At 63.9% G+C, this 20,293-nt stretch carries 21 protein-coding genes; 17 read left to right on the top strand and 4 right to left on the bottom strand.

Going from position 1 to position 20,293, the window contains the following annotated elements:
• Window positions 1–16 precede the first annotated feature (16 nt).
• The 3 genes from CJD35_RS03915 to ribH all read left to right on the top strand — a co-directional run bounded on the left by CJD35_RS03915 (window position 17) and on the right by ribH (window position 2,417).
• Window positions 17–631: a riboflavin synthase gene (locus tag CJD35_RS03915; RefSeq protein ID WP_017184319.1), complete on the top strand. Its 615-nt coding sequence runs from the start codon at window positions 17–19 to the stop codon at window positions 629–631.
• 72 nt (window positions 632–703) lie between these two features.
• Window positions 704–1,984 carry a 3,4-dihydroxy-2-butanone-4-phosphate synthase gene (gene ribB, locus CJD35_RS03910; RefSeq protein ID WP_026002606.1) on the top strand — a complete coding sequence of 427 codons (1,281 nt, stop codon included), beginning with the start codon at window positions 704–706 and terminating at the stop codon, window positions 1,982–1,984.
• 10 nt (window positions 1,985–1,994) lie between these two features.
• Window positions 1,995–2,417 carry a 6,7-dimethyl-8-ribityllumazine synthase gene (gene ribH / locus CJD35_RS03905; protein WP_017184317.1) on the top strand — a complete coding sequence of 141 codons (423 nt, stop codon included), beginning with the start codon at window positions 1,995–1,997 and terminating at the stop codon, window positions 2,415–2,417.
• Between the two features lie 110 nt (window positions 2,418–2,527).
• Here the strand turns inward: ribH and CJD35_RS03900 are convergent, their stop codons facing one another.
• A complete protein-coding gene (locus CJD35_RS03900; protein ID WP_017184316.1) occupies window positions 2,528–3,622 on the bottom strand; it encodes an alkene reductase in 1,095 nt (364 codons plus the stop codon).
• A gap of 69 nt (window positions 3,623–3,691) precedes the next feature.
• Between CJD35_RS03900 and CJD35_RS03895 the strand changes: the two genes are divergently transcribed.
• The 6 genes from CJD35_RS03895 to CJD35_RS03870 all read left to right on the top strand — a co-directional run bounded on the left by CJD35_RS03895 (window position 3,692) and on the right by CJD35_RS03870 (window position 9,020).
• Window positions 3,692–4,573 (top strand): DMT family transporter, encoded by an 882-nt coding sequence (locus CJD35_RS03895; protein WP_017184315.1) that lies wholly within the window; start codon window positions 3,692–3,694, stop codon window positions 4,571–4,573.
• Window positions 4,574–4,582: 9 nt separating this feature from the next.
• Window positions 4,583–5,248: a COQ9 family protein gene (locus CJD35_RS03890; RefSeq protein ID WP_019052247.1), complete on the top strand. Its 666-nt coding sequence runs from the start codon at window positions 4,583–4,585 to the stop codon at window positions 5,246–5,248.
• A gap of 88 nt (window positions 5,249–5,336) precedes the next feature.
• Entirely contained in the window at window positions 5,337–5,591 is a 255-nt protein-coding gene (locus CJD35_RS03885) for a FeoA family protein (protein ID WP_017184313.1), read from the top strand.
• The gene (feoB, locus tag CJD35_RS03880) at window positions 5,588–7,447 is read left to right on the top strand and encodes a ferrous iron transporter B (RefSeq protein WP_086485769.1); all 1,860 of its coding nucleotides are present in this window, start codon (window positions 5,588–5,590) and stop codon (window positions 7,445–7,447) included. Before CJD35_RS03885 ends, feoB begins: the two co-directional genes overlap by 4 nt.
• 28 nt (window positions 7,448–7,475) lie before the next feature.
• Window positions 7,476–8,024 carry a single-stranded DNA-binding protein gene (gene ssb, locus CJD35_RS03875; protein WP_017184311.1) on the top strand — a complete coding sequence of 183 codons (549 nt, stop codon included), beginning with the start codon at window positions 7,476–7,478 and terminating at the stop codon, window positions 8,022–8,024.
• A 33-nt stretch (window positions 8,025–8,057) separates the two neighbouring features.
• Window positions 8,058–9,020, top strand: coding sequence for an NAD-dependent epimerase/dehydratase family protein (locus CJD35_RS03870; protein ID WP_017184310.1), 963 nt, complete (start codon window positions 8,058–8,060; stop codon window positions 9,018–9,020).
• Window positions 9,021–9,077: 57 nt separating this feature from the next.
• Here the strand turns inward: CJD35_RS03870 and CJD35_RS03865 are convergent, their stop codons facing one another.
• The 3 genes from CJD35_RS03865 to CJD35_RS03855 all read right to left on the bottom strand — a co-directional run bounded on the left by CJD35_RS03865 (window position 9,078) and on the right by CJD35_RS03855 (window position 10,856).
• Window positions 9,078–9,974, bottom strand: coding sequence for a UTP--glucose-1-phosphate uridylyltransferase (locus CJD35_RS03865; protein ID WP_017184309.1), 897 nt, complete (start codon window positions 9,972–9,974; stop codon window positions 9,078–9,080).
• 103 nt (window positions 9,975–10,077) lie between these two features.
• Complete coding sequence (locus tag CJD35_RS03860) at window positions 10,078–10,506, bottom strand: hypothetical protein (RefSeq protein ID WP_017184308.1); 429 nt, start codon at window positions 10,504–10,506, stop codon at window positions 10,078–10,080.
• Between the two features lie 176 nt (window positions 10,507–10,682).
• Window positions 10,683–10,856 (bottom strand): DUF1674 domain-containing protein, encoded by a 174-nt coding sequence (locus CJD35_RS03855; RefSeq protein WP_017184307.1) that lies wholly within the window; start codon window positions 10,854–10,856, stop codon window positions 10,683–10,685.
• A gap of 138 nt (window positions 10,857–10,994) precedes the next feature.
• Here CJD35_RS03855 and CJD35_RS03850 point away from each other — a divergent pair, with 138 nt between their 5' ends.
• The 8 genes from CJD35_RS03850 to CJD35_RS03815 all read left to right on the top strand — a co-directional run bounded on the left by CJD35_RS03850 (window position 10,995) and on the right by CJD35_RS03815 (window position 20,285).
• Window positions 10,995–12,284, top strand: a complete 1,290-nt coding sequence (locus CJD35_RS03850; protein WP_026002604.1) for an RsmB/NOP family class I SAM-dependent RNA methyltransferase — start codon at window positions 10,995–10,997, stop codon at window positions 12,282–12,284.
• A gap of 52 nt (window positions 12,285–12,336) precedes the next feature.
• Complete coding sequence (locus tag CJD35_RS03845; protein WP_017184305.1) at window positions 12,337–12,828, top strand: hypothetical protein; 492 nt, start codon at window positions 12,337–12,339, stop codon at window positions 12,826–12,828.
• Between the two features lie 78 nt (window positions 12,829–12,906).
• Entirely contained in the window at window positions 12,907–13,569 is a 663-nt protein-coding gene (gene rpe / locus CJD35_RS03840; RefSeq protein ID WP_017184304.1) for a ribulose-phosphate 3-epimerase, read from the top strand.
• Window positions 13,570–13,583: 14 nt separating this feature from the next.
• The gene (locus CJD35_RS03835; RefSeq protein WP_017184303.1) at window positions 13,584–15,335 is read left to right on the top strand and encodes a heparinase II/III family protein; all 1,752 of its coding nucleotides are present in this window, start codon (window positions 13,584–13,586) and stop codon (window positions 15,333–15,335) included.
• A gap of 2 nt (window positions 15,336–15,337) precedes the next feature.
• The gene (locus CJD35_RS03830; RefSeq protein WP_095686798.1) at window positions 15,338–16,369 is read left to right on the top strand and encodes a hypothetical protein; all 1,032 of its coding nucleotides are present in this window, start codon (window positions 15,338–15,340) and stop codon (window positions 16,367–16,369) included.
• Between the two features lie 78 nt (window positions 16,370–16,447).
• Window positions 16,448–18,037 carry a bifunctional phosphoribosylaminoimidazolecarboxamide formyltransferase/IMP cyclohydrolase gene (purH, locus tag CJD35_RS03825; protein WP_095686797.1) on the top strand — a complete coding sequence of 530 codons (1,590 nt, stop codon included), beginning with the start codon at window positions 16,448–16,450 and terminating at the stop codon, window positions 18,035–18,037.
• A 209-nt stretch (window positions 18,038–18,246) separates the two neighbouring features.
• A complete protein-coding gene (locus CJD35_RS03820) occupies window positions 18,247–18,579 on the top strand; it encodes a UrcA family protein (RefSeq protein WP_017184300.1) in 333 nt (110 codons plus the stop codon).
• A 182-nt stretch (window positions 18,580–18,761) separates the two neighbouring features.
• Complete coding sequence (locus CJD35_RS03815) at window positions 18,762–20,285, top strand: NAD(P)/FAD-dependent oxidoreductase (protein ID WP_017184299.1); 1,524 nt, start codon at window positions 18,762–18,764, stop codon at window positions 20,283–20,285.
• Window positions 20,286–20,293: the final 8 nt, after the last annotated feature.

The following is a 20,293-nucleotide window of genomic DNA, read 5'->3' as shown; positions in this document are numbered from 1 at the left end:
AATTGGATTTCGACCTATGTTCACCGGCATCATCACCGACATTGGCACCATCCGCCAGGCGGAACAGCGCGGCGACCTGCGGCTGGTGATCGGCAGCGCCTATGACATGGAGTCGGTGGCGATCGGCGCGTCGATCGCCTGTTCGGGTGCATGCCTGACCGTGGTGGAAAAGGGCGCGGACTGGTTCGCGGTCGACCTGTCGGCCGAAACGGTCGCGCGCACCGCGCCGGGCCTGTGGGTCGAGGGCGGTCGGCTCAACCTGGAACGCGCGCTCAAGGTCGGGGACGAACTGGGCGGGCATATCGTCACCGGGCATGTCGATGGCGTGGGTCATCTGGTGTCGGCCACGTCCGAAGGCGATTCGACCCGGCTGGTCATTGCCGCGCCTTCCACGCTGGCCGCAGCGCTGGCGGCCAAGGGATCGATCACGCTCGACGGCATTTCGTTGACGGTGAATAATGTCGAGGATCAGGCGGATGGCAGCGTGCATTTCGGCCTGAACATCATTCCGCACACCGCCGCTGAAACGACTCTGGACGCGCTGCCGCAGGGGCGTGCGTTCAATCTGGAGATTGACGTGCTGGCCCGTTATCTCGACCGGATGATGAGCCTTCGCACGCGCACAATGTGATTGCCTCTTGAAATAATCACATTGTAATGTGATATGCGGATCATCCCGGCGTTCGGGAAGGAGTCCGCTGCCATGTCCTCTACCCTGATTGATACCGTCCGCAGCCTCGTCACCGATGGTGGCATGTCGCGATCCGGCCTGGCCCGTGCGGCGGGGCTGCACGCCAATTCGCTGCGCAAGCTGGGCGAGGGGGACTGGAACCCGACCGCCGATACGCTGGGCAAGCTGGAAGCCTATCTGTTGAAGCGCGAGGGCGGGACCGCGCTCGCGTCGCCGGAAGAAATCATCAATGAAGCGCGCAATGGCCGCATGTTCATCCTGGTCGATGACGAGGATCGGGAAAATGAGGGCGATCTGGTGATCCCGGCGCAGATGGCGACGCCCGACGCGATCAATTTCATGGCCACCCACGGGCGCGGCCTGATCTGCCTGGCGCTGAGCAAGGCGCGGGTCGATGAACTGGGGCTGAGCCTGATGAGCCGCAACAATGGCACCCGCCATGAAACCGCCTTCACCGTGTCGATCGAGGCGCGCGAGGGGGTGACGACCGGGATCAGCGCAGCCGACCGCGCGCGCACCATTTCCGTCGCGATCGACGGGTCGAAGGGCCGGGGCGATATTGTGACGCCGGGCCATGTCTTTCCGCTGGTGGCCAAGGATGGCGGTGTGCTGGTGCGCACGGGCCATACCGAAGCGGCGGTGGACGTCGCGCGGCTGGCGGGCCTGAACCCGTCCGGCGTCATTTGCGAGGTGATGAAGGACGATGGCACGATGGCGCGCCTGGACGACCTGATCCCCTTTGCCGCCAGGCACAAGATGAAGATCGGCACGATCCGTGACCTGATCGCCTATCGCCGCCGCCACGACCATATCGTCGAACGCCGCGCCGAAACCACGTTCCAGAGCCAGTGGGGCGGCGACTGGAAGGCGATAAGCTTTTACAACAAGGCGACGCGGACCGAGCAACTGGTTTTGCAGAAGGGCCATGTCGACCCGGACACGCCAACGCTGGTGCGGATGCACCAATTTTCGCCACTGACCGATACGTTCGGCAAGCAAGGTTCGCGCGCTGGCCTGCTGCAACGGTCGATGGAGATTATCAGCGCGGAAGGGGCGGGCATCATCGTCCTGCTGCATGGCGACGAACCCGACATACTGACCCGCATGCTCCAGCAAAATGCCGGAATTGCCGTCGGCGATATGGACGAATTGCGCAACTATGGCGCGGGCGCGCAGATATTGGCCGAACTGGGCGTGCATGACATGGTCCTGCTGACCAACAGCCATCGCAGCCTGATCGCGCTTGACGGCTATGACCTGGCCGTGGTTGGGCAGCGTCCGATCGAGCTGTAAAGGATTTATCATGGCCAAGTTCCTGATCGTCGAAGCCCGCTTCTACGACCATCTCAACGACCTGCTGATCGAAGGCGCGAAGGCTGCGCTGGACGATGCAGGGCATAAATATGAGGTGGTGACGGTGCCGGGCGCGCTGGAAATCCCCGGCGCGATTGCGTTGGCGGCGGAAAGCGGCCGCTATGACGGCTTCATCGCCATCGGCGTCGTGATCCGCGGCGAAACCTATCATTTCGAGGTGGTGTCGAACGAAAGCGCGCGCGGCCTGATGGCGCTCAGCATGGATGCGATTGCGATCGGCAACGGCATATTGACGGTCGAGAATGAAGCGCAGGCGCTGACCCGCGCCAAGCGGACCGAAAAGGACAAGGGCGGCGAGGCGGCCAAGGCGGCCATCGCCATGCTGGCCCTGCGCGAGCGCTTCGGGGCCTAGGCTGTTTGCGCCCCCGCACGCGGGGGGCGCAATGACAGAGCGGATGGACCATGGCCCCGGACGGCCGGGAAATACCCGTCGTCCCCCATGGGGCGACGGGTTCATTTCGATCAGGCGGTGGCCGGTTGCTGCTCCAGCGCGGGATAGTTGGTATAGCCATCCTCGCCCGGACCATACCAGGTTTCCATCCCCTTGATCGGGTTCAGCGGCGCGTCGCTTTCCAGTCGCTCCACCAAATCGGGGTTGGCCATGAACGGGCGACCGAAGCTGATCGCGTCGGCAAGGCCGCTGTCCAGATCCGCTTGCGCCCGTGTCTTGTCATAATCGCTGTTCAGGATCAGCGGCCCCTTGAAATGCTGACGGATCAGCGGTGACTGGCGCGGCACGTCGGTTGCGCCGAACGTGCCTTTCTCCCCCGGTTCGCGCAGTTCGAGCGACGCGATGCCGATCGCGTTCAGGACTTCGGCGGCATGGGCGAAAAGCGGGCCGGGATTGCTGTCATTGACGCCCTGGCTGTCGCCATTGGGTGACAGGCGTACCGACACCTTGTCCGCGCCGATCGCGTCGACCACCGCCTGTGTGACTTCCGCCAGCAAGCGCACGCGGTTTTCGATGCTGCCGCCATATTGATCGGTGCGGAAATTGGCATTGTCGCGCAGGAACTGGTCGATCAGATAGCCGTTGGCGGCGTGGATCTGCACACCGTCGAAACCGGCGCGGATCGCGTTGCGCGCGGCGGTGACATAGGTGTCGATCAGGCCGGGAATTTCCTCAAGCGTCAATGGACGGGCCGTTTCGAACGGCGCTTTGCCCTCGTAAGTATGGGCCTCTCCCGCCGTAGCGGTGGCGCTGGACGACACCGGCTGTTCGCCCGTGACGCTGCTATGGACCTGCCGCCCCATATGCCACAGCTGGACGATGATCCGCCCGCCCGCGTCATGCACCGCCTGCGTCACCGGCTGCCAGGCCGCGACCTGTTCGTCCGACCAGATGCCCGGTGCATAGGGCCAGCCCAGACCCTGGCGGGAAATGCCCGTCGCTTCGCTGATGATCAGCCCAGCGCCCGCGCGCTGGCGATAATAGTCAACCATGATAGGGGTCGGCACATGATCGCGAGTCGCGCGGCCACGGGTCAGCGGCGCCATGACGACGCGGTTGGGTGCGCCAATGGCGCCGATCTGGACGGACTCGAACAGCTTGGACATGAAAATTCCCTTTATAAAAGTTGCAAATTGCAACGGGACGTAAAGCTGAAAGCCAGCTAGGGAGCCGCGATGGTCAGTTCAACCCCCAATGCCCGTGCAGGCATGCCCAAATTTGCATTTCCAGCACTGATACTGGCCAATCTCATCCTGCCACTCGGCCCGGTGCTGGTGCGGATGGCCGATGTGGGGCCGGTAGCGGCGGCATTCTGGCGGTTGACGCTGGCCCTGCCATTTCTCCTGATCCTCGCCCTGCCGCGGTTGCGCCGCACGATGCCGACGATTCGCGAATGGTCGGCGCTGATCTGGTCGGGGCTTTTCTTCGCAGCGGATCTGGCGGCGTGGCATATCGGCATTCTCTACACCAAAGTCACCAATGCCACCATATTCGGCAATATGAGCGGTCTGATGCTGCCGATATGGGGAATGGTCGTGCTGCGCCAACGGCCCAGGGCCATGCAGGCGATCGCCCTCACCCTGGCGACGGCAGGTGCGGCGGTGATGATGGGGGGCAGCTATGAACTTTCGCCGCGTTACCTTCATGGCGATCTGCTCTGTCTGCTCGCCGGGGCGACCTATACCGGCTATCTGCTGATCGTGCAGCGGGCGCGGGTGCGGCTCGACAGTTGGTCGGTGCTGGCCATGTCGACCCTGTTCAGCATCCCGCCGCTGCTGCTGTGCGCGCTGTGGCTGGGCGAACGGATCATGCCGGGCGACTGGACCCCGCTGGTGGTGCTGGCGCTCAGCAGCCAGCTGGTCGGGCAGGGGCTGCTGACCTATGCGATCAGCTGGTTCACGCCGCTGGTGCTGGGCCTGAGCCTGCTTTTGCAACCGGCGGTGTCGGCGGTGCTGGGCTGGGTGCTGTTTGGCGAATGGCTGAGCGTCACCGATATGGTGGGGACGATGGCGGTCGCCGCCGCGCTGGTGCTTGTGCGCTTGCCCTCGCGCGCCTAGATTGGTGGCATGAGCGACGATATTGCCGACATGACCCTCGATGAAATCCGCGTCCTGCTGGCGCCCGTACTGGCGCGCCATGCGGCCTTTGACGGGTGGCGCAAGGAAGCGGTCGCCATGGCTGCGGCGGAAAAGGGCGTGGACGCGGATATTGCCGCGCTGGCCTTTGCCGACGGCCCGGTCGACATGATCGACGCCTGGTTCGCTAGCATCGACGCGCGGATGCTGGACGCTTTGCCAGCCGACACGCTTGACGCGCTGTCGATCCGGCGCAGGATCATCGCGCTGGTGGAGGCGCGGCTGGACCTGCTGGCGCCCGACCGCGAAGCGTTGCGCCGCGCCATCGCCATCCTTGCCCTGCCGACCAATGCGGCGCGCGCGACCCGGCTGGGCTGGCGCGCGGCCGATGTCATGTGGCGCGCGGCGGGCGACACTGCCACGGACCTTGCCCATTATACCAAGCGGATGACGTTGGCCGGAGTCTATGCCGCCACGCTGTTGGTGTTCGTGGACGACGAAAGCGAGGCCCATGCCGACAGCCGCGCTTTCCTGGCCCGGCGGATCGAAGGCGTGATGCGGTTCGAAAAGCTGAAGGCGCAGGTCAAGGGCGTGGGTGGGGGCGAGCGGCTCAGCCTGGCGCGCTTCATCGGGCGACTGCGCTACCCGGCGGTGTGATCTGTCGCGCTGGCGAACATTTCCTTCTGGCCTTTCCTAATCGGTATTGATAGTCACTCGCAGCAACCGACCTGTGAGTATCCATTCCGTGCGTCTGACCGAACTGCCTCTGCGCCAGCCCGCCTATGTTGACCTGATCGACTGGTCCGCGCTTTCCGCGTCAGAAGGCCAGCGTCTGCGCGAGTTTGGCCTGTGCGAAGGCGCGAGCGTGGAGGCGCTGCACCATGGCGGCCTGTGGGGCAAGGGGCCGATCGCCTGCAAGGTGGGTCGCATGACCATCGCCATGCGTCGCAATCACGCCGCCGCCGTCACTGTCCGCACCGGACCGGACGCTGCGCCATGAGCGCGCTGCCGCTCGTCGCGCTGGTCGGCAACCCCAATGCGGGCAAAAGCGCGCTGTTCAACGCCCTTACCGGCGCGCGGCAGAAGCTGGGCAATTATCCGGGCGTCACGGTGGAGCGCAAGGCGGGGCGGCTGGCGCTGGCTGATGGTCGTCCGGTCGAACTGGTCGACCTGCCCGGTACATACAGTTTGAACGCCGCCAGCCCGGACGAACAAGTCACGCGCGACGTCGTGATGGGGCGGCAGGCGGGGGAAAGGCAGCCGGACGCGCTGGTGATCGTGGTCGATGCGTCCAACCTCGACAATCATCTGCGTTTCGCGCTGGAGCTGATCGCCCTTGGCCTGCCGACCATCGTCGCGCTCAACATGGTGGACCTTGCCACGCGCGACGGGCTGGAACTGGACGCTGCCGTCCTGTCGCGCGAACTGGGCGTGCCGGTGATCGCCACCGTGGCGGTGCGCAAGCGGGGGCTTGATCATCTGCGTGAGGAACTGGCTGGCTTGCTGGGCAGCGTCGTGCCCGAAGCCAAAGCGCCGCTGCCGGAGCGCGATTTCGATGCGGTGCGCGATGAGGCACGGCGGATCGCCCGCGCCGCCATCGTGCGCGAAACCCCTTCGCGCCGTCTGACCGCTGCGGTCGATCGGGTGGCGCTGCACCCGGTATTTGGGCTGTTGCTGTTGCTTGGCCTGCTGTTCGTCATGTTCCAGGCGGTCTATGCTTGGTCCGAAGCGCCGATCGCCATGATCGAGGGGCTGGCGGAGGCCGCCGCCAACAGCGTGCGCGATGCGCTGCCCGACGGAATGCTGCGGTCCTTCCTGGTCGATGGCGTCATCAACGGCGTGGGATCGGTGGTGGTGTTCCTGCCGCAGATCCTGATCCTGTTCTTTTTCATCCTGATGCTGGAGGCGACCGGCTATATGGTCCGCGCCGCTTTCCTGATGGATGGGCTGATGGCCAGGGTCGGCCTGTCGGGGCGCGCGTTCATTCCTTTGCTCTCCTCCTTCGCCTGCGCCATTCCCGGCATCATGGCGACGCGGACGATCGCTGATCCCAAGGACCGCCTCACTACCATCCTGATCGCGCCGCTGATGACCTGTTCGGCGCGACTGCCGGTCTATGCCGTCATCATCGGCGCCTTCATCCCCGCGCGCGACATATTGCCGGGTGTGGGGCTTCAGGGGTTCGTCCTTTTCTGCCTCTATATCTCTGGCATTATCGGCGCGATGCTGGTGGCGCTGATCCTGCGCATGACCGTGACCAAGGGGGCGAGCGGCGGCTTCCTGATGGAAATGCCCAAATATCAGTGGCCCCGGCCGCAGGACATAGTGCTGGGCCTGTGGCAGCGCGCGGTCATCTTCCTGAAGCGCGCGGGCACGATCATCTTCACGTCCACCGTGATATTGTGGGTGCTGCTGTCCTACCCCAAGCCGCCCGAAGGCAGCGCGGTGAGCCAGGTCGATTATTCGATTGCCGGGCGGATCGCCGGCGGGCTCAATGTCATTTTGGAGCCGATCGGCTTCAACCGCGACATTTCCCTCGCCCTCATCCCGGCGATGGCCGCGCGCGAAGTCGCGGTGTCGGCGCTGGCCACCGTCTATTCGATCGATGCTGGCGATGACGAGGCGCTGCTGGAGCGCAGCCTTGGCGACCGGCTGAAGGACCAGTGGCCGCTCCCGACCGCGCTGGCCTTCCTGGCCTGGTTCATCTTCGCGCCGCAATGCATATCGACCATCGCCGTGACGCGGCGGGAAACGAACGGCTGGAAATGGCCGCTGTTCATGGTCGGATACCTGTTCGTGCTGGCTTATGTCGCCGCGGGCCTGACCTACTGGACCGCGACCGCAGCAGGACTATAAGGGCCGCTTTAAGGCTTTCGGAGGAATCATGGCAGGCTCGGTCAACAAGGTCATTCTGGTCGGCAATCTGGGCGCCGACCCGGAGGTCAAGAGCTTCCAGAATGGCGGCAAGATATGCAATTTGCGCATCGCTACGTCCGAAAACTGGAAGGATCGCAACACCGGCGAGCGCAAGGAGCGCACCGAATGGCACAGCGTCGTGATCGGCGGCGAAGGGCTGGTCGGCGTGGCCGAACGCTTCCTGCGCAAAGGCTCCAAAATCTATATCGAAGGCCAGCTGCGCACCCGCAAATGGCAGGACCAGAACGGCAATGACCGCTATTCGACCGAAGTGATGGTGCAGGGGCCAGGGGCCGTGCTCACCATGCTGGATGGCGCGCCCGGTGGTGGCGGCCAGGGCGGTGGTGGCCGATCGCAGCAGGGCGTCAGCGATTGGGGCGCGTCGTCGGGCGGCTATGACGATTTTGGCGGTGGCAATAGTGGCGGCGGCTTTGGCGGTCGCTCGTCGAGCGGCGGTCGCGGCAGCGCAGGCAGCCCCAATTTCGACAATGATCTGGACGATGAAGTTCCGTTCTGACCGGCCTCTGTCCGCAAGAAAGAATCCAGTCCAATGCAGGTTCTTTTGACCGGATCTTCAGGATGGCTGGGGCGCTTTCTGGCGCCCCTGCTGCGCAGGGCGGGCCATGATGTCACTGGCCTGGACGTTGCGCCCGGTGCCGATACCGACATCGTCGGGTCGGTTGCCGATCGCGCCCTGATCGACCGGGTCTTTGCCGAACGCGGCATCGAGGCGGTGATTCACGGTGCCGCGCTGCACAAGCCGGACATCATCCGCTATCCGGCCCAGCGCTTTGTCGATGTCAATGTAACCGGTACGCTCAACCTGCTGGAGGCAGCGGTTGCAGCTGGGCATGATCGTTTCGTCATGACCTCCACCACGTCGCTGATGATCGACCAGCGCATCCGCGACGAAGCCGGGGACGCGGCGATCTGGCTGGATGAAAGTGCCGGGCCGCTGGCGCCGCGCAACATCTACGGTGTGACCAAGCTGGCGGCGGAGGGGCTGTGCCGCATCCACCACCTGACACATGGCATCGGCTGCGTCATCCTGCGTACCGGGCGATTCTTTCCCGAAGATGATGACACCCATCAACTGCTGTCCGGCCCGAACATGAAGGCCAACGAACTGCTGCATCGCCGCCTGACGGTGGAGGACGCGGCACGCGCGCATCTGGTGGCGCTGGAACAGGCACCGGCCCTGAGCTGCGAAACATTCATCCTGTCCGCGCCGACGCCCTTTTCACGCGACGAGGTGCGGGGGTTGAAGCAGGACGCGTCCGCGGTCATTGCCCGCCATTTTCCCGATGCGGCCAGCCTCTATGCCCGACAGGGCTGGCACCTGCCGCGAAGCATCGGCCGTGTCTATGACGCCAGCCGCGCCGAACGGATCATGGGCTTTCGCTGCGAAACGGATTTCGGGTCTGTGCTGGCGGCGCTGCGCGAAGGGACCGATATGCCCTTCGCGCATGACGCCAACTATGTATCGCCGCAGGTACAGTCCTTAGCGGACTGATTTCGACATTCGCATGCCACCCGGCATCCAACGATGTCGAACGTCAGAACAGGACGACTAAGCCGCCGTCGCCACGCTGTCGATGCCCAGTTCCTGCGTCGCAAACGCCCGGATATGATCGCGCAGATCTTCGCGCTCCAGCGCCAGTGCCAGATTGGCCTCGACATAGCCGGCCTTTGACCCGCAATCGAAGCGGCGGCCGTCAAATGTCACGCCATGGAAAGGCTGCTTGCCAATCATCGCGGCCATCGCGTCGGTCAGCTGGATTTCCCCGCCAGCGCCCTTTTCCTGCGTTTCCAATATCTTCATGACATCGGGTTGCAGGATATAGCGGCCCGGCAGGATCAGGTTGGACGGTGCGGTCCCGGCGGCGGGCTTTTCGACCAGCCCCTTCACCTCCGTCAGCACGCCATCACGCGCGCCCGGATCGATCACGCCATAGCTGGGCGTCTGCTCCATCGGGATTTCCAGCGCGCAGACCAGATTGCCGCCGACCTTTTCATAGGCGTCGACCATCTGCTTCATGCAACCATTGCCCGGCGCGCCCTTCATGAATTCGTCGGGCAGCAGGATGGCAAACGGTTCGTCACCGATAATGTCGCGCGCGCACCAGATGGCATGGCCAAGGCCCAGCGATTCCTGCTGGCGCAGGAACACCGCATTGCCCGGCGCGAGCCGCGTTCCTTCCAGCGCGGACAGATCCTTGCCGCGTTCGCGCTGCAAGGTTTCGCATTCGAAGGCCATGTCGAAATAATCTTCGATCGCGCCCTTGCCGCGCCCGGTGACGAAGATCATCTGCTCGATCCCGGCCTCGCGCGCCTCATCCACGGCATATTGGAGCAGCGGGCGGTCGACCACCGGCAGCAATTCCTTGGGCACCGCCTTGGTCGCGGGCAAAAAGCGCGTGCCCAGTCCCGCGACAGGAAAAACAGCTTTGCGAATCGGCTTGTTCAAGTTGGACTCCCCTTAACCCCAAGGCCCCCACGGCCCGACATGATTTGCCGCACATGCGAAAAAGGTCAAGCACAGGGGCGGAATTTCCCGTGTGCGCTGCACCCTATACTGCCAGCAGCCGGTTAGCGATCGTTTCCAGATCGCTTATTTCGTGATCTAATTGCTCAAATGTGACGAATTGGTGGATATTGCGATGGTCGCGGCAAATAAAGCCGCCAGGCTCCGGCTGGTGAAAGCCCTGGATGATGAGCGCGCGGAACCTGTCGATCCGCTGGATGTCGCGTTCGATGGCGGCGATTTCGGTCAGCGCGCTGGCGTTGCGCCGGTCGCGCATCGCCACCATCGTGCGCAATTCGGTCATCAGCTTGGCCATGGACGGGCGGGTGCGCGCGCCCACGGTGCGAACGTCGCCCATCTTTTCGCGCATCAGACCGATCTTGGTTTCCAGGCTTTGTTCCAGCATCGTCCAGGCGCATACCAGTCGCCCGACCGCGCATAGCAGCGCCGCATCCTCCGGCGCGTAATCCGACACTGTTTTTCCACTCACGTCTGCAACCAAATGTACGCCCACGCCCCATTCTCCTTGTTCATCCCTGTCCTGCGCAGACGGAGACGGATAGGCCAGAGCGGCAGGCGCCATCGCTCGTGGCGGTGGCACGGAACATCGGAAATTGTGCAATATTGGCGGCGAGCCGATTGGCCTATCGCTTAGAAATCAATCGCTAAGCCTTTGCGTTCCCAATCGCCGTAGCGAACCGGGCTTAACTCTTCCTGAGGCTGAGGCGGGCTGTCGATCGGGTCCGGCTGCGGCACGGGCGGGCTTTTGGACAGGTGGGCGGGCGGCTGCACATGCGCGGGGCGCTTGCCATTATAGTGTCCCATGAAGCCGCCTTTCGATTGCGGAGCGCTACGGCAGCGCCCTGTGCCAGCCTTCATTTGGGCGACCGCCGATCCAAGCGCAAGGGCGGGGTGGCATGGCGAACCTATCTTATCCGTCCAAAATCGCCTAGGCGCTGCCCCATGGCTCAATCTTCCCGCCCCGCTGACGTCCCCGGCCTGCCTGCGCGTCGTTCCGCCCTCAAACTGCTAGATGCCGTGTTGCGGCGCGGTGACCCGCTGGAAATCGCGCTGCATGGCGCCTGTCAGGGGCTGGCCGACCGCGCGGACCGGGCGCTGGTCCATGCCATCACTGCGGAAGTGCTGCGCCACCTGCCCGATCTCGACGCGCTGATCGACGGCGCGACACGGCTGCCGCTGCCCGATGATGCCAAGGCGCGCATGGTGCTGCGCATCGCACTGGTGCAGGTGCTGGTGCTGGGTACCGCCCCGCACGCCGCGATCGCCACGGCGCTGCCGCTGGTCGATGGCGGGCCGCGCAAGCTGGTCCATGGCGTGTTCGGCACGGTGACGCGCAGCGCGCCGGTGCTGCCCGATCCGCCGACCCTGCCCGCCGCCGTCGCGGATCGCTGGGCCGCCCAATGGGGCAGTGCGATGGTGGAGGCGGCTGCGCGCGCCTATGCTATCCGTCCGCCTGTGGACGTCAGCCTGCGCGATCCGGCCGCCACCGCCGAATGGACCGCGCAACTGGGCGGCGTCAGCCTGGCCCCCGGCCATGTCCGCCTGCCCGACGGGGCCAATATTCCCGATCTGCCTGGCTTTGCCGATGGCGCGTGGTGGGTGCAGGATGTTGCTGCATCCTGCCCGGCACGTCTGTTGGGTGCCGGGGAAGGGCGTCATGTGCTGGACCTGTGCGCAGCCCCCGGCGGCAAGACGATGCAGCTGGCGGCGGCCGGATGGCGCGTGACCGCGATCGACCAGTCGAAAAAGCGGCTGGAGCGGCTGACCGAAAACCTGACCCGCACCGGCCTGTCCGCCGATGTCGTGCAGGCAGATCTGCGCCAGTGGCAGCCGGACCAGCCGGTCGACGCCATATTGCTCGACGCGCCCTGCACCGCGACGGGCATCTATCGCCGTCATCCTGACGTGCTGCACCGTATCGGCCCGCGTCAGATTGCCGAGCTGGCGGAGTTGCAGGGCGCGTTGCTCGCTCGCGCCGCCGACTGGCTGAAGCCTGGCGGCGTGCTGCTCTACGCCACCTGCTCGCTGGAACAGGCGGAAGGGGAGGAACAGATCACCCGATTGCTGGCCGCCCGCCCGGACTTTGCGCTTGTGCCGGCGCAGGCTGGCGAATTGCCCGACGGCATGACCCCCACGTCGCAAGGCTGGCTGCGCACGCTGCCCGACACATTGGCGACCCAGGGCGGCGCGGACGGATTTTTTATCGCGCGCCTTGCAAAAGCAACGAACTAAGCCTTAACCATGGAGCGCTTAGGATGACCATTCCCTGTCTGGAAGGTGCGCCGTGCGTCCGATCGAACCCTTGCCTTTGCACCATAGCTGGCCGCTCTACGACCTGCACGAACATCTCGCCCCGGTGATGCTGGACCCATCGCTGGCGCGCAACGATGCGGCGCTGGCGGAACGGGGGCTGGGCCTGTGGCATTGCGACCTGACCGATGACAGCCTGACCTGGACGGCCGGCGTCTATGATATTTTCGGGCTGGAGCGGCATATTCCCGTGCCACGCGCCCTGTCCGTATCGCTTTATGCCCCGGATTCGCGCGAAGCCATGGAGCGGCTGCGCACCTATGCCATCCGTCACAAGCGCGGCTTCACCCTGGATGTCGACATTCATCAGGCCGACGGGATGGGGGAGTGCGCCATGCGGTTGATCGCCGCGCCGGTACTGGACGATGCGCAGGAGGTGATCGGCCTGCACGGCGTCAAACAGATGCTGCCGCACGGGACCACCCCTTCGCACCGGCTCGATCCAACGATTTTCGTTATGTTATAGCGGCTTGGGCGCGTTCCTTGCGCCCCATCCAAATCACCCGTTGCCCTTGGACCGAGGCATAGCTAAGGCGAACGGTTAATGACACCCTCGATCCTGATCTCGCCCTCCATCCTCTCTGCCGACTTCGCCCGTCTGGGCGAGGAAGTCCGCGCGATTGACGAAGCGGGCTGCGACTGGGTCCATATCGACGTGATGGATGGGCATTTCGTGCCGAACATCACGATCGGCCCGGCAGTGGTCAAGGCGTTGCGGCCGCACACGAAAAAGACGTTCGACGTCCATCTGATGATTTCCCCGGTCGATCAGTATCTCGACGCTTTTGCGCAGGCGGGCGCGGACATATTGACCGTCCATCCCGAAGCGGGGCCGCACATCCACCGCTCGATCCAATATATCAAGTCGCTGGGCGTTCAGGCTGGCGTGGTGCTGAACCCCGGCACGCCCGCCAAGATGCTGGATTATCTGATCGACGATGTCGACCTGATCCTGGTCATGAGCGTCAATCCCGGTTTTGGCGGTCAGAGCTTCATCGAAAGCCAGCTGCGCAAGATCGAAGCCTGTCGCAAGATGATCGACAAGAGCGGGCGCGACATACGGTTGCAGGTCGATGGCGGCATTGATTTCACCACCGCGCCCAAGGCGATCGCCGCCGGGGCCGACGTGCTGGTCGCGGGCACTGCGACATTCCGCGGCGGGCCATCGGCCTATGCCGACAATATACGGAAGCTGCGGGGCGGGTGAACGAGGTCCGGCGCATGTCCGCCCGCAAGGTGCCCGAACCCGCCGCTCCGGAAAGCAGCGACGACGGCATCGAACAGGGCAAGCGCCTCATCCGCGTCGCGGATGACAAGGGGCTGTCGCTGGCGCAGAAGATCGCCAATCATTTCTATCTGCTCAGCTGGAAAACGCCGATCCACGGCCGCAAGCTGCGCGGCAAATATCCGCTCAAGCTGCTTGCGGTTCCCGATGACGAATTGCCCGGTGACACGCGCGCGGGGCAGGCGATCCGCGCGGGCTATTTCCTGTTTCGCGGCAAGAAGCAGATTATCGACACGCTCGATTTCGCGCGGCTGGACCTAGATCCCGCCTTTGCCGACTATCTGCACAGTTTCCGCTGGCTGCGCGATCTGGCGAGCGTCGCCAGTCGCGAACAGGCAGCGCCGATCGCCGAAAGCGTCATGCGCAAATGGCTGGCCGTGCATGCCGAAACGCCCAGCGAACAGGCCTGGCGGGCGGACAATGCGGGCTGGCGGCTCTTTTTCTGGACCGCCCATGCGCCGCTGATCCTCTCGTCGAGCGATCTGGTCTATCGTTCGCTGGTCCTCAACTGCATCGCCCGCACCGCGCGGCATCTGGACCGTATCGCCGACAAGGCGCCCATGGGCCTGCCGCGCATCGTCGGCTGGAGCGCGATCGTCGCCGCTTCCATGCTGATGCCTGGCGGCGCGGCGCGCAAATTGTTCGGCGAAGCGGGCCTGAAGCGCGCGATCGACAGCGGATTCTACCCCGATGGCGGCATCGTTTCCCGGTCACCGCTGGCGCAGGTAGAGGCGGTCATGGCGCTGTCCATGCTGCGCGCGGTCTATGACGTACGGCGCGAAACGGCTCCCGGCTTCCTCAATGACGGGCTGAACCGCATCGTCCCCGCCTTGCTGGGCCTGACCCATGGCGATGGCGGCCTTGGCAACTGGCAGGGCGCGGGCGCGATCGATCCTGCGATCGTCAATGCTGTGATCGCGGCCAGTCGGGTGCGCGCCCGGCCGCTGCGACAGGCGCGCGACTGGGGTTATCAGCGGATCGCGGCGGGCGTGAGCGTGGTCCAGATCGACGCCGCGCCGCCGCCGGTCGCGCGGCTGGCCGATGCAGGCTGCGCCTCGACCGGCGCGATCGAGATCAGCGATGGACCCCATCGCCTGGTCGTCAATTGCGGCGGCGCGGGACTTGAGGGGGCATGGATACCCCGCGATCTGGCGCAGGGGCTGCGCACGACCGCCGCGCACAGCACACTGGTGCTGGACGATTGCAACAGCACCGCGCTGATGCCCGACGGCACGCTGGGGCGCGGCGTTACCGAAGTGGAACTGAACCGGCAGGAACTGGACAATGGCAGCCGGGTCGACCTGTCCCATGACGGCTATGTCCGCCGCATCGGCTATGTCCACCGCCGCCTGCTGCTCGTCAGCGGCGATGGCAAGGAAATCCGCGGCGAAGATATGCTGACCCCGGCGCAGCGTCGTCGCAAACCCGCCAAACTCCCGGCCGTTTTGCGCTTTCACCTGGCGCCGGGCGTCGAACCGACGCTGACCGCGGACAATCAGGGCGCGCTGCTGCGCATCGACATGGGCGCGTTGTGGCAGTTCCGCACCGGCACCGGCATATTGACCGTCGAGGACAGCCTGTGGGTCGATGGCGACGGCAGGCCGCACCCAACCAAGCAGATGGTGGTGACCAGCGAGGCGCTGCCCGGCGGGTCGAGCATCGGGTGGCTGTTCAAGCGGGTTGGGTGAGGATGGCCGTGCGTAACGGAAACGGCTCATTTGATCTGTTTCTCAAGCGGTATCTGATCGTCACTGGAGCCCTCTCGGCCATCATACTGGTTGCACCATGGATTCTGATTTTCGGTTTCATGCTGATGGTCCTTCCCGGCGTTTTTCTAGTAGTCATGCCAACAGCGTTTCTGTGGGGCGCGATGTTGGCCGCCTTCTACTGGGCGGGCGGCTTCCTGCTGTCTCCATTGCGGGCGGCGATGCTGGCGATCGTGGTCACGGCCGGGCTTGTCTGGGCCATCCCGCAGCCCTCCATCAGCGCGGGCAGGCGACTAGCGGCGGACCATCAACTGACGAATGTGAAGCCGGCCGGACCGATAAAGCCCTTCGGCGATATCCGCATGGAATTCGGCATCCCCGATTTCGGTCGTGGTCCTTTCAGTTGCGACAGTCGCTGTGTCGCCCTCCTGTTCGAGGATTCAGTGCATAGCGTCACTGTCAACAGTAGCAGCGGCCTGTCGTTCGAAGATATCCAGCGTGGCGCCGCCCCCTTGTCTCATCTTGCGCAGACCTATCGGCTCAAACCATTGAGTGAATGCCCGGCAAGCCCACCCGTCGATCGCAACTTGAGATCGCCATTTGGCGAAACAGAACAGGACAGATGGAAGCTGGGTCGCTTGCATGAGGAACATCTCGCAAACGACGTGTGTCTTGTCGCGGAACCGCCGCTGACTGATTATGATCTGCTTCTGCGGGAGGGCCGATGGGGGCGGGGAGAGGGAGCGGGGAAGCTTCCTTGGCTCCTATCCCGCAATCGCATTCATCTGGCCTATGTCGAAATCCGGGACCGTTCGCATCGCCCGCTGTTTCGGGTCGCAGATACGGCCGTGGAGATGCCTATCCCCGTGCTGACCATTCTGCCCAATATGGGGTATGGTTTTGATTATGACTGGGGATGGGGCCGGTATTGGATGCCCCGAGAGCTAATAAGCTGTCTCGACTGTTCCTTGGAGAAGATCGACGCGATGCTCCAAGTCCGGCGCAAGTGGGATTGACGGCAGGGCTGTATTTTTCCGCCATCTGCCCTTAAGGGACCGGCGCAAACTCGTCCTGCAACCAGAAAGCCTTTCCTCATGACCGACTATCCCATCAAGCGCGCCCTGTTGTCCGTGTCGGACAAGGCTGGCCTTATCGAATTGGGGCAGGCGCTGGGGAAGCATGGGGTGGAGCTGGTGTCGACCGGCGGCACGGCCAAGGCGTTGCGCGATGCGGGCCTGACCGTCATGGATATTTCCGACCTGACCGGCTTCCCTGAAATGATGGATGGCCGGGTCAAGACGCTGCATCCCAAGGTGCATGGCGGGCTGCTGGCCGTGCGGAACAACCCGGAACATGTTGCGTCGATGGACGAGCATCAGATTGGTGCGATCGATCTGGTCGTGGTCAATCTCTATCCCTTCGCCGCGACCGTCGCCAAGGGGGCGGAGCGCGAGGAGATTATCGAGAATATCGATATTGGCGGGCCGTCCATGGTGCGCTCTGCGGCCAAGAATCATGAGAGCGTGGCGATCGTCACCGACCCGGCCGATTATGCCCGGCTGATCGCGGAAATGGATGAGAAGGGCGGGGCGACCAGCTACGACTTCCGCCGGATGCTGGCGGCCAAGGCCTATGCGGCGACCGCCGCCTATGATTCGATGATCGCCAGCTGGTTCGCCTTTGCCGATCAGGGCGTGACCTTCCCCGAAACGCTGGCCGTTGCCAGCACGCTTGGCACTACGCTGCGCTACGGCGAAAACCCGCATCAGTCCGCCGCCCTCTATCTGCCCACTGGTCCGTCGGCCAACGGCATTGCCCAGGCGAAGCAGATTCAGGGCAAGGAACTGTCCTACAACAATTACAACGATGCTGACGCCGCGCTGGAGCTGGTCAGCGAATATCGCGACGGCCCGCCGACCGTGGTGATCGTCAAGCATGCCAACCCGTGCGGCGTGGCGACCGGCGCGACCCTGATCGAGGCCTATGAGGCTGCGCTCGCGTGCGACAGCGTGTCGGCCTTTGGCGGCATCATCGCCGTCAACCGCCCGCTCGACGGCCCGACTGCCGAAGCGATCAGCGGTATCTTCACCGAAGTCGTCGCCGCGCCCGACGCCGATGACGCGGCGCGCGCCATCTTTGCCAAGAAGAAGAATCTGCGCCTGCTGCTGACCGGCGACCTGCCCGATCCCGCGCGCCCCGGCCTCCAGCTCAAGACGATCGCGGGCGGGGTGCTGGTACAGAGTCGCGACAATGGCCGGATCAGCCGTGACGTGCTGAAAGTCGTGACGAAGCGCGAACCGACCGAACAGGAACTGGCCGACTGCCTCTTCGCCTGGACCGTCGCCAAGCATGTGAAGTCCAACGCCATCGTCTATGCCAAGGGTGGTAGCACTGCCGGTGTCGGCGCAGGTCAGATGAACCGGCTGGAATCCGCGCGCATTGCTGCGTGGAAAGCCAAGGATGCGGCTGAAAAGGCAGGCTGGAGCGAACCGCGCACCATAGGTTCGGCGGTCGCATCCGACGCCTTCTTCCCCTTCGCTGATGGCCTGCTGGCTGCGGTCGAAGCGGGGGCCACTGCGGTAATCCAGCCCGGCGGATCGATCCGCGACGATGAAGTCATCGCCGCCGCTGACGAAGCGGGCCTTGCCATGGTCTTTACCGGGATGCGTCACTTCCGGCACTGATGCTGGTTCAGCCGTACCGACGGCCAATGCGCAAATTGATCTGCGCGTGCGAAACAAATCCTTTCGCACGCGCAAAATAACGGTTTTCCGCCACTTTTTGCCAATTGGCCTCTTTTCATTTTATCCGGGCAGGCCTATTTAGGCGTGGACCCGGTGCCCAAGTCAGGTGTTGGGCAAAGAACAGAAAAATGTTCGACAGGAGAAACAGGATGACTGCAAAGACGCTGGTGGCGCTGGCCGCCACGATGGCCCTTGCGCTGCCCGGCGTGGCGAGTGCGGGCAATGACAATATGGATGTGATCGTCGATGGCCGTGCGGGTACGGAAACCCGCTCGATTGCCGTTTCGGTCGCTGACCTGAACCTGGCCAGCACCGCCGGTCTGCGCCGCGCCGACTATCGCGTCACCCGCGCCGCCAAGCAGGTCTGCGGTTTCGTCAATGGCTCGATCATTCCCGTGACCCAGGATTATCGCAATTGCTTTGGCGAGGCACTGACCGGCGCTCGCAGCGATCTTAACGCCATGGCCCAGCGCCAGGGCTGATCATCTGCCCGGTTCCCCTCACGAAGGGGACTGCAGGGGGCCGTTCCGCATCGCGGGGCGGCCCTTTCTGTTGTTGCCCGATGGCGCGTTTGCTGCCTGATCCTTACCGCGCATTAACCACTCCTTAGAATATTTCCTTCACTCCCAGGATCACGAATGACCATCCGGGGGAATTGCCTGTCATGCCGCGTATCGACCAAAGCGTGGACGTCGCCATCATCGGCGCAGGCCCGGCGGGCCTGACCGCGGCCTATCTGCTGACCAAGCAGGGTTATAGCGTCACGGTGATCGAAAAAGACCCGGTCTATGTCGGCGGCATCAGCCGGACAGTCGAACTGGACGGTTTCCGCTTCGATATTGGCGGCCACCGCTTTTTTTCGAAATCGCAGCAGGTCGTGGACCTGTGGAACGAGATATTGCCCGACGACTTCATCCAGCGCCCGCGGATGAGCCGCATCTATTATGAAGGCAAATTCTACAGTTACCCGCTGCGCGCGTTCGAGGCACTGTGGAATCTGGGCGTCTGGCGCTCGACGCTGTGCATGGCGAGCTTTGCCAAGGCGAAGCTGCTGCCCAACCGCAATGTCCGCTCCTTTCAGGACTGGACCGTCAATGCGTTCGGGCACAAGCTTTTCTCGATCTTCTTCAAGACTTACACCGAGAAGGTGTGGGGGATGCCGTGCGATGAAATGTCGGCGGACTGGGCAGCGCAGCGGATCAAGGGCCTGTCGCTCTGGGGCGCGGTCACCGACGGCCTGAAACGCTCGCTCGGCCTCAACAAGAAGCCCAATGACGGCATGGCGACCAAGACGCTGCTGGAAACATTCCGCTATCCCCGCCTTGGCCCCGGCATGATGTGGGAAAAGGCGCGCGATCATGTGGTCGATGGCGGCAATCAGGTGTTGATGGCGCACAGCTTCAAAAGGCTGGAGCAGGACCAGGGTACCGATCGCTGGCGGTTGGTGGCGCAGGGGCCGGAGGGTGAGGTCATCATAAATGCCGCGCATGTCATTTCGTCCGCGCCCATGCGCGAACTGGCCGGGCGCATCCATCCGCTGCCTGCTACCCTGCCTGAGGCGATGGACCTTAAATATCGCGATTTCCTGACCGTGGCGCTGATGGTCAAGGGGAATGATATTTTCCCCGACAACTGGATTTATATCCACGACAGCAAGGTGCAGGTCGGGCGTATCCAGAATTTCCGCAGCTGGTCGCCGGAGATGGTGCCGGACCCGACACTCGCCTGTGTGGGGCTGGAATATTTCTGCTTTGAAGGGGACGGCCTGTGGGCTTCGTCCGACGCTGATCTGGTCGCGCTGGCGACGAAGGAGATGGCGCAACTGGGCCTGTGCAACCCCGGCGATGTCGTGGGCGGCGCGGTGGTGCGGCAGGAAAAGGCCTATCCGGTCTATAACGACGCCTATGCCGCCAATGTGCAGGCGCTGCGCACCGAACTGGAAGCGCGCTATCCCACGTTGCACATGGTCGGTCGCAACGGCATGCACCGCTATAATAATCAGGACCATGCGATGATGACGGCGATGCTGACCGTGCGCAACATCGTTGCGGGCGCACGCATCCATGACGTCTGGTCGGTCAATGAAGATGCCGAATATCATGAGGCCGGGGAAGAAGGTCAGGACGCCGACGCGCAGGCTGCGCTTGCCAGCACCCGCGCCGTCCCGTCGCGCCTGAAGGCTGCCTGATCCGGTGC

This window comes from Sphingobium xenophagum (assembly GCF_002288285.1).
Lineage (GTDB): Bacteria > Pseudomonadota > Alphaproteobacteria > Sphingomonadales > Sphingomonadaceae > Sphingobium > Sphingobium xenophagum.
This window is presented reverse-complemented; position numbering and strand designations above follow the sequence as displayed.

Excerpts from the sequence above, each read along its gene's own strand:
- CJD35_RS03915 (WP_017184319.1), top strand. The coding sequence starts at position 17 with ATGTTCACCGGCATCATCACCGACATTGGCACCATCCGCCAGGCGGAA.
- ribB (WP_026002606.1), top strand. The coding sequence starts at position 704 with ATGTCCTCTACCCTGATTGATACCGTCCGCAGCCTCGTCACCGATGGT.
- ribH (WP_017184317.1), top strand. The coding sequence starts at position 1,995 with ATGGCCAAGTTCCTGATCGTCGAAGCCCGCTTCTACGACCATCTCAAC.
- CJD35_RS03900 (WP_017184316.1), bottom strand. The coding sequence starts at position 3,622 with ATGTCCAAGCTGTTCGAGTCCGTCCAGATCGGCGCCATTGGCGCACCC.
- CJD35_RS03895 (WP_017184315.1), top strand. The coding sequence starts at position 3,692 with ATGGTCAGTTCAACCCCCAATGCCCGTGCAGGCATGCCCAAATTTGCA.
- CJD35_RS03890 (WP_019052247.1), top strand. The coding sequence starts at position 4,583 with ATGAGCGACGATATTGCCGACATGACCCTCGATGAAATCCGCGTCCTG.
- feoB (WP_086485769.1), top strand. The coding sequence starts at position 5,588 with ATGAGCGCGCTGCCGCTCGTCGCGCTGGTCGGCAACCCCAATGCGGGC.
- ssb (WP_017184311.1), top strand. The coding sequence starts at position 7,476 with ATGGCAGGCTCGGTCAACAAGGTCATTCTGGTCGGCAATCTGGGCGCC.
- CJD35_RS03870 (WP_017184310.1), top strand. The coding sequence starts at position 8,058 with ATGCAGGTTCTTTTGACCGGATCTTCAGGATGGCTGGGGCGCTTTCTG.
- CJD35_RS03855 (WP_017184307.1), bottom strand. The coding sequence starts at position 10,856 with ATGGGACACTATAATGGCAAGCGCCCCGCGCATGTGCAGCCGCCCGCC.
- CJD35_RS03850 (WP_026002604.1), top strand. The coding sequence starts at position 10,995 with ATGGCTCAATCTTCCCGCCCCGCTGACGTCCCCGGCCTGCCTGCGCGT.
- rpe (WP_017184304.1), top strand. The coding sequence starts at position 12,907 with ATGACACCCTCGATCCTGATCTCGCCCTCCATCCTCTCTGCCGACTTC.
- CJD35_RS03835 (WP_017184303.1), top strand. The coding sequence starts at position 13,584 with ATGTCCGCCCGCAAGGTGCCCGAACCCGCCGCTCCGGAAAGCAGCGAC.
- CJD35_RS03830 (WP_095686798.1), top strand. The coding sequence starts at position 15,338 with ATGGCCGTGCGTAACGGAAACGGCTCATTTGATCTGTTTCTCAAGCGG.
- purH (WP_095686797.1), top strand. The coding sequence starts at position 16,448 with ATGACCGACTATCCCATCAAGCGCGCCCTGTTGTCCGTGTCGGACAAG.
- CJD35_RS03820 (WP_017184300.1), top strand. The coding sequence starts at position 18,247 with ATGACTGCAAAGACGCTGGTGGCGCTGGCCGCCACGATGGCCCTTGCG.
- CJD35_RS03815 (WP_017184299.1), top strand. The coding sequence starts at position 18,762 with ATGCCGCGTATCGACCAAAGCGTGGACGTCGCCATCATCGGCGCAGGC.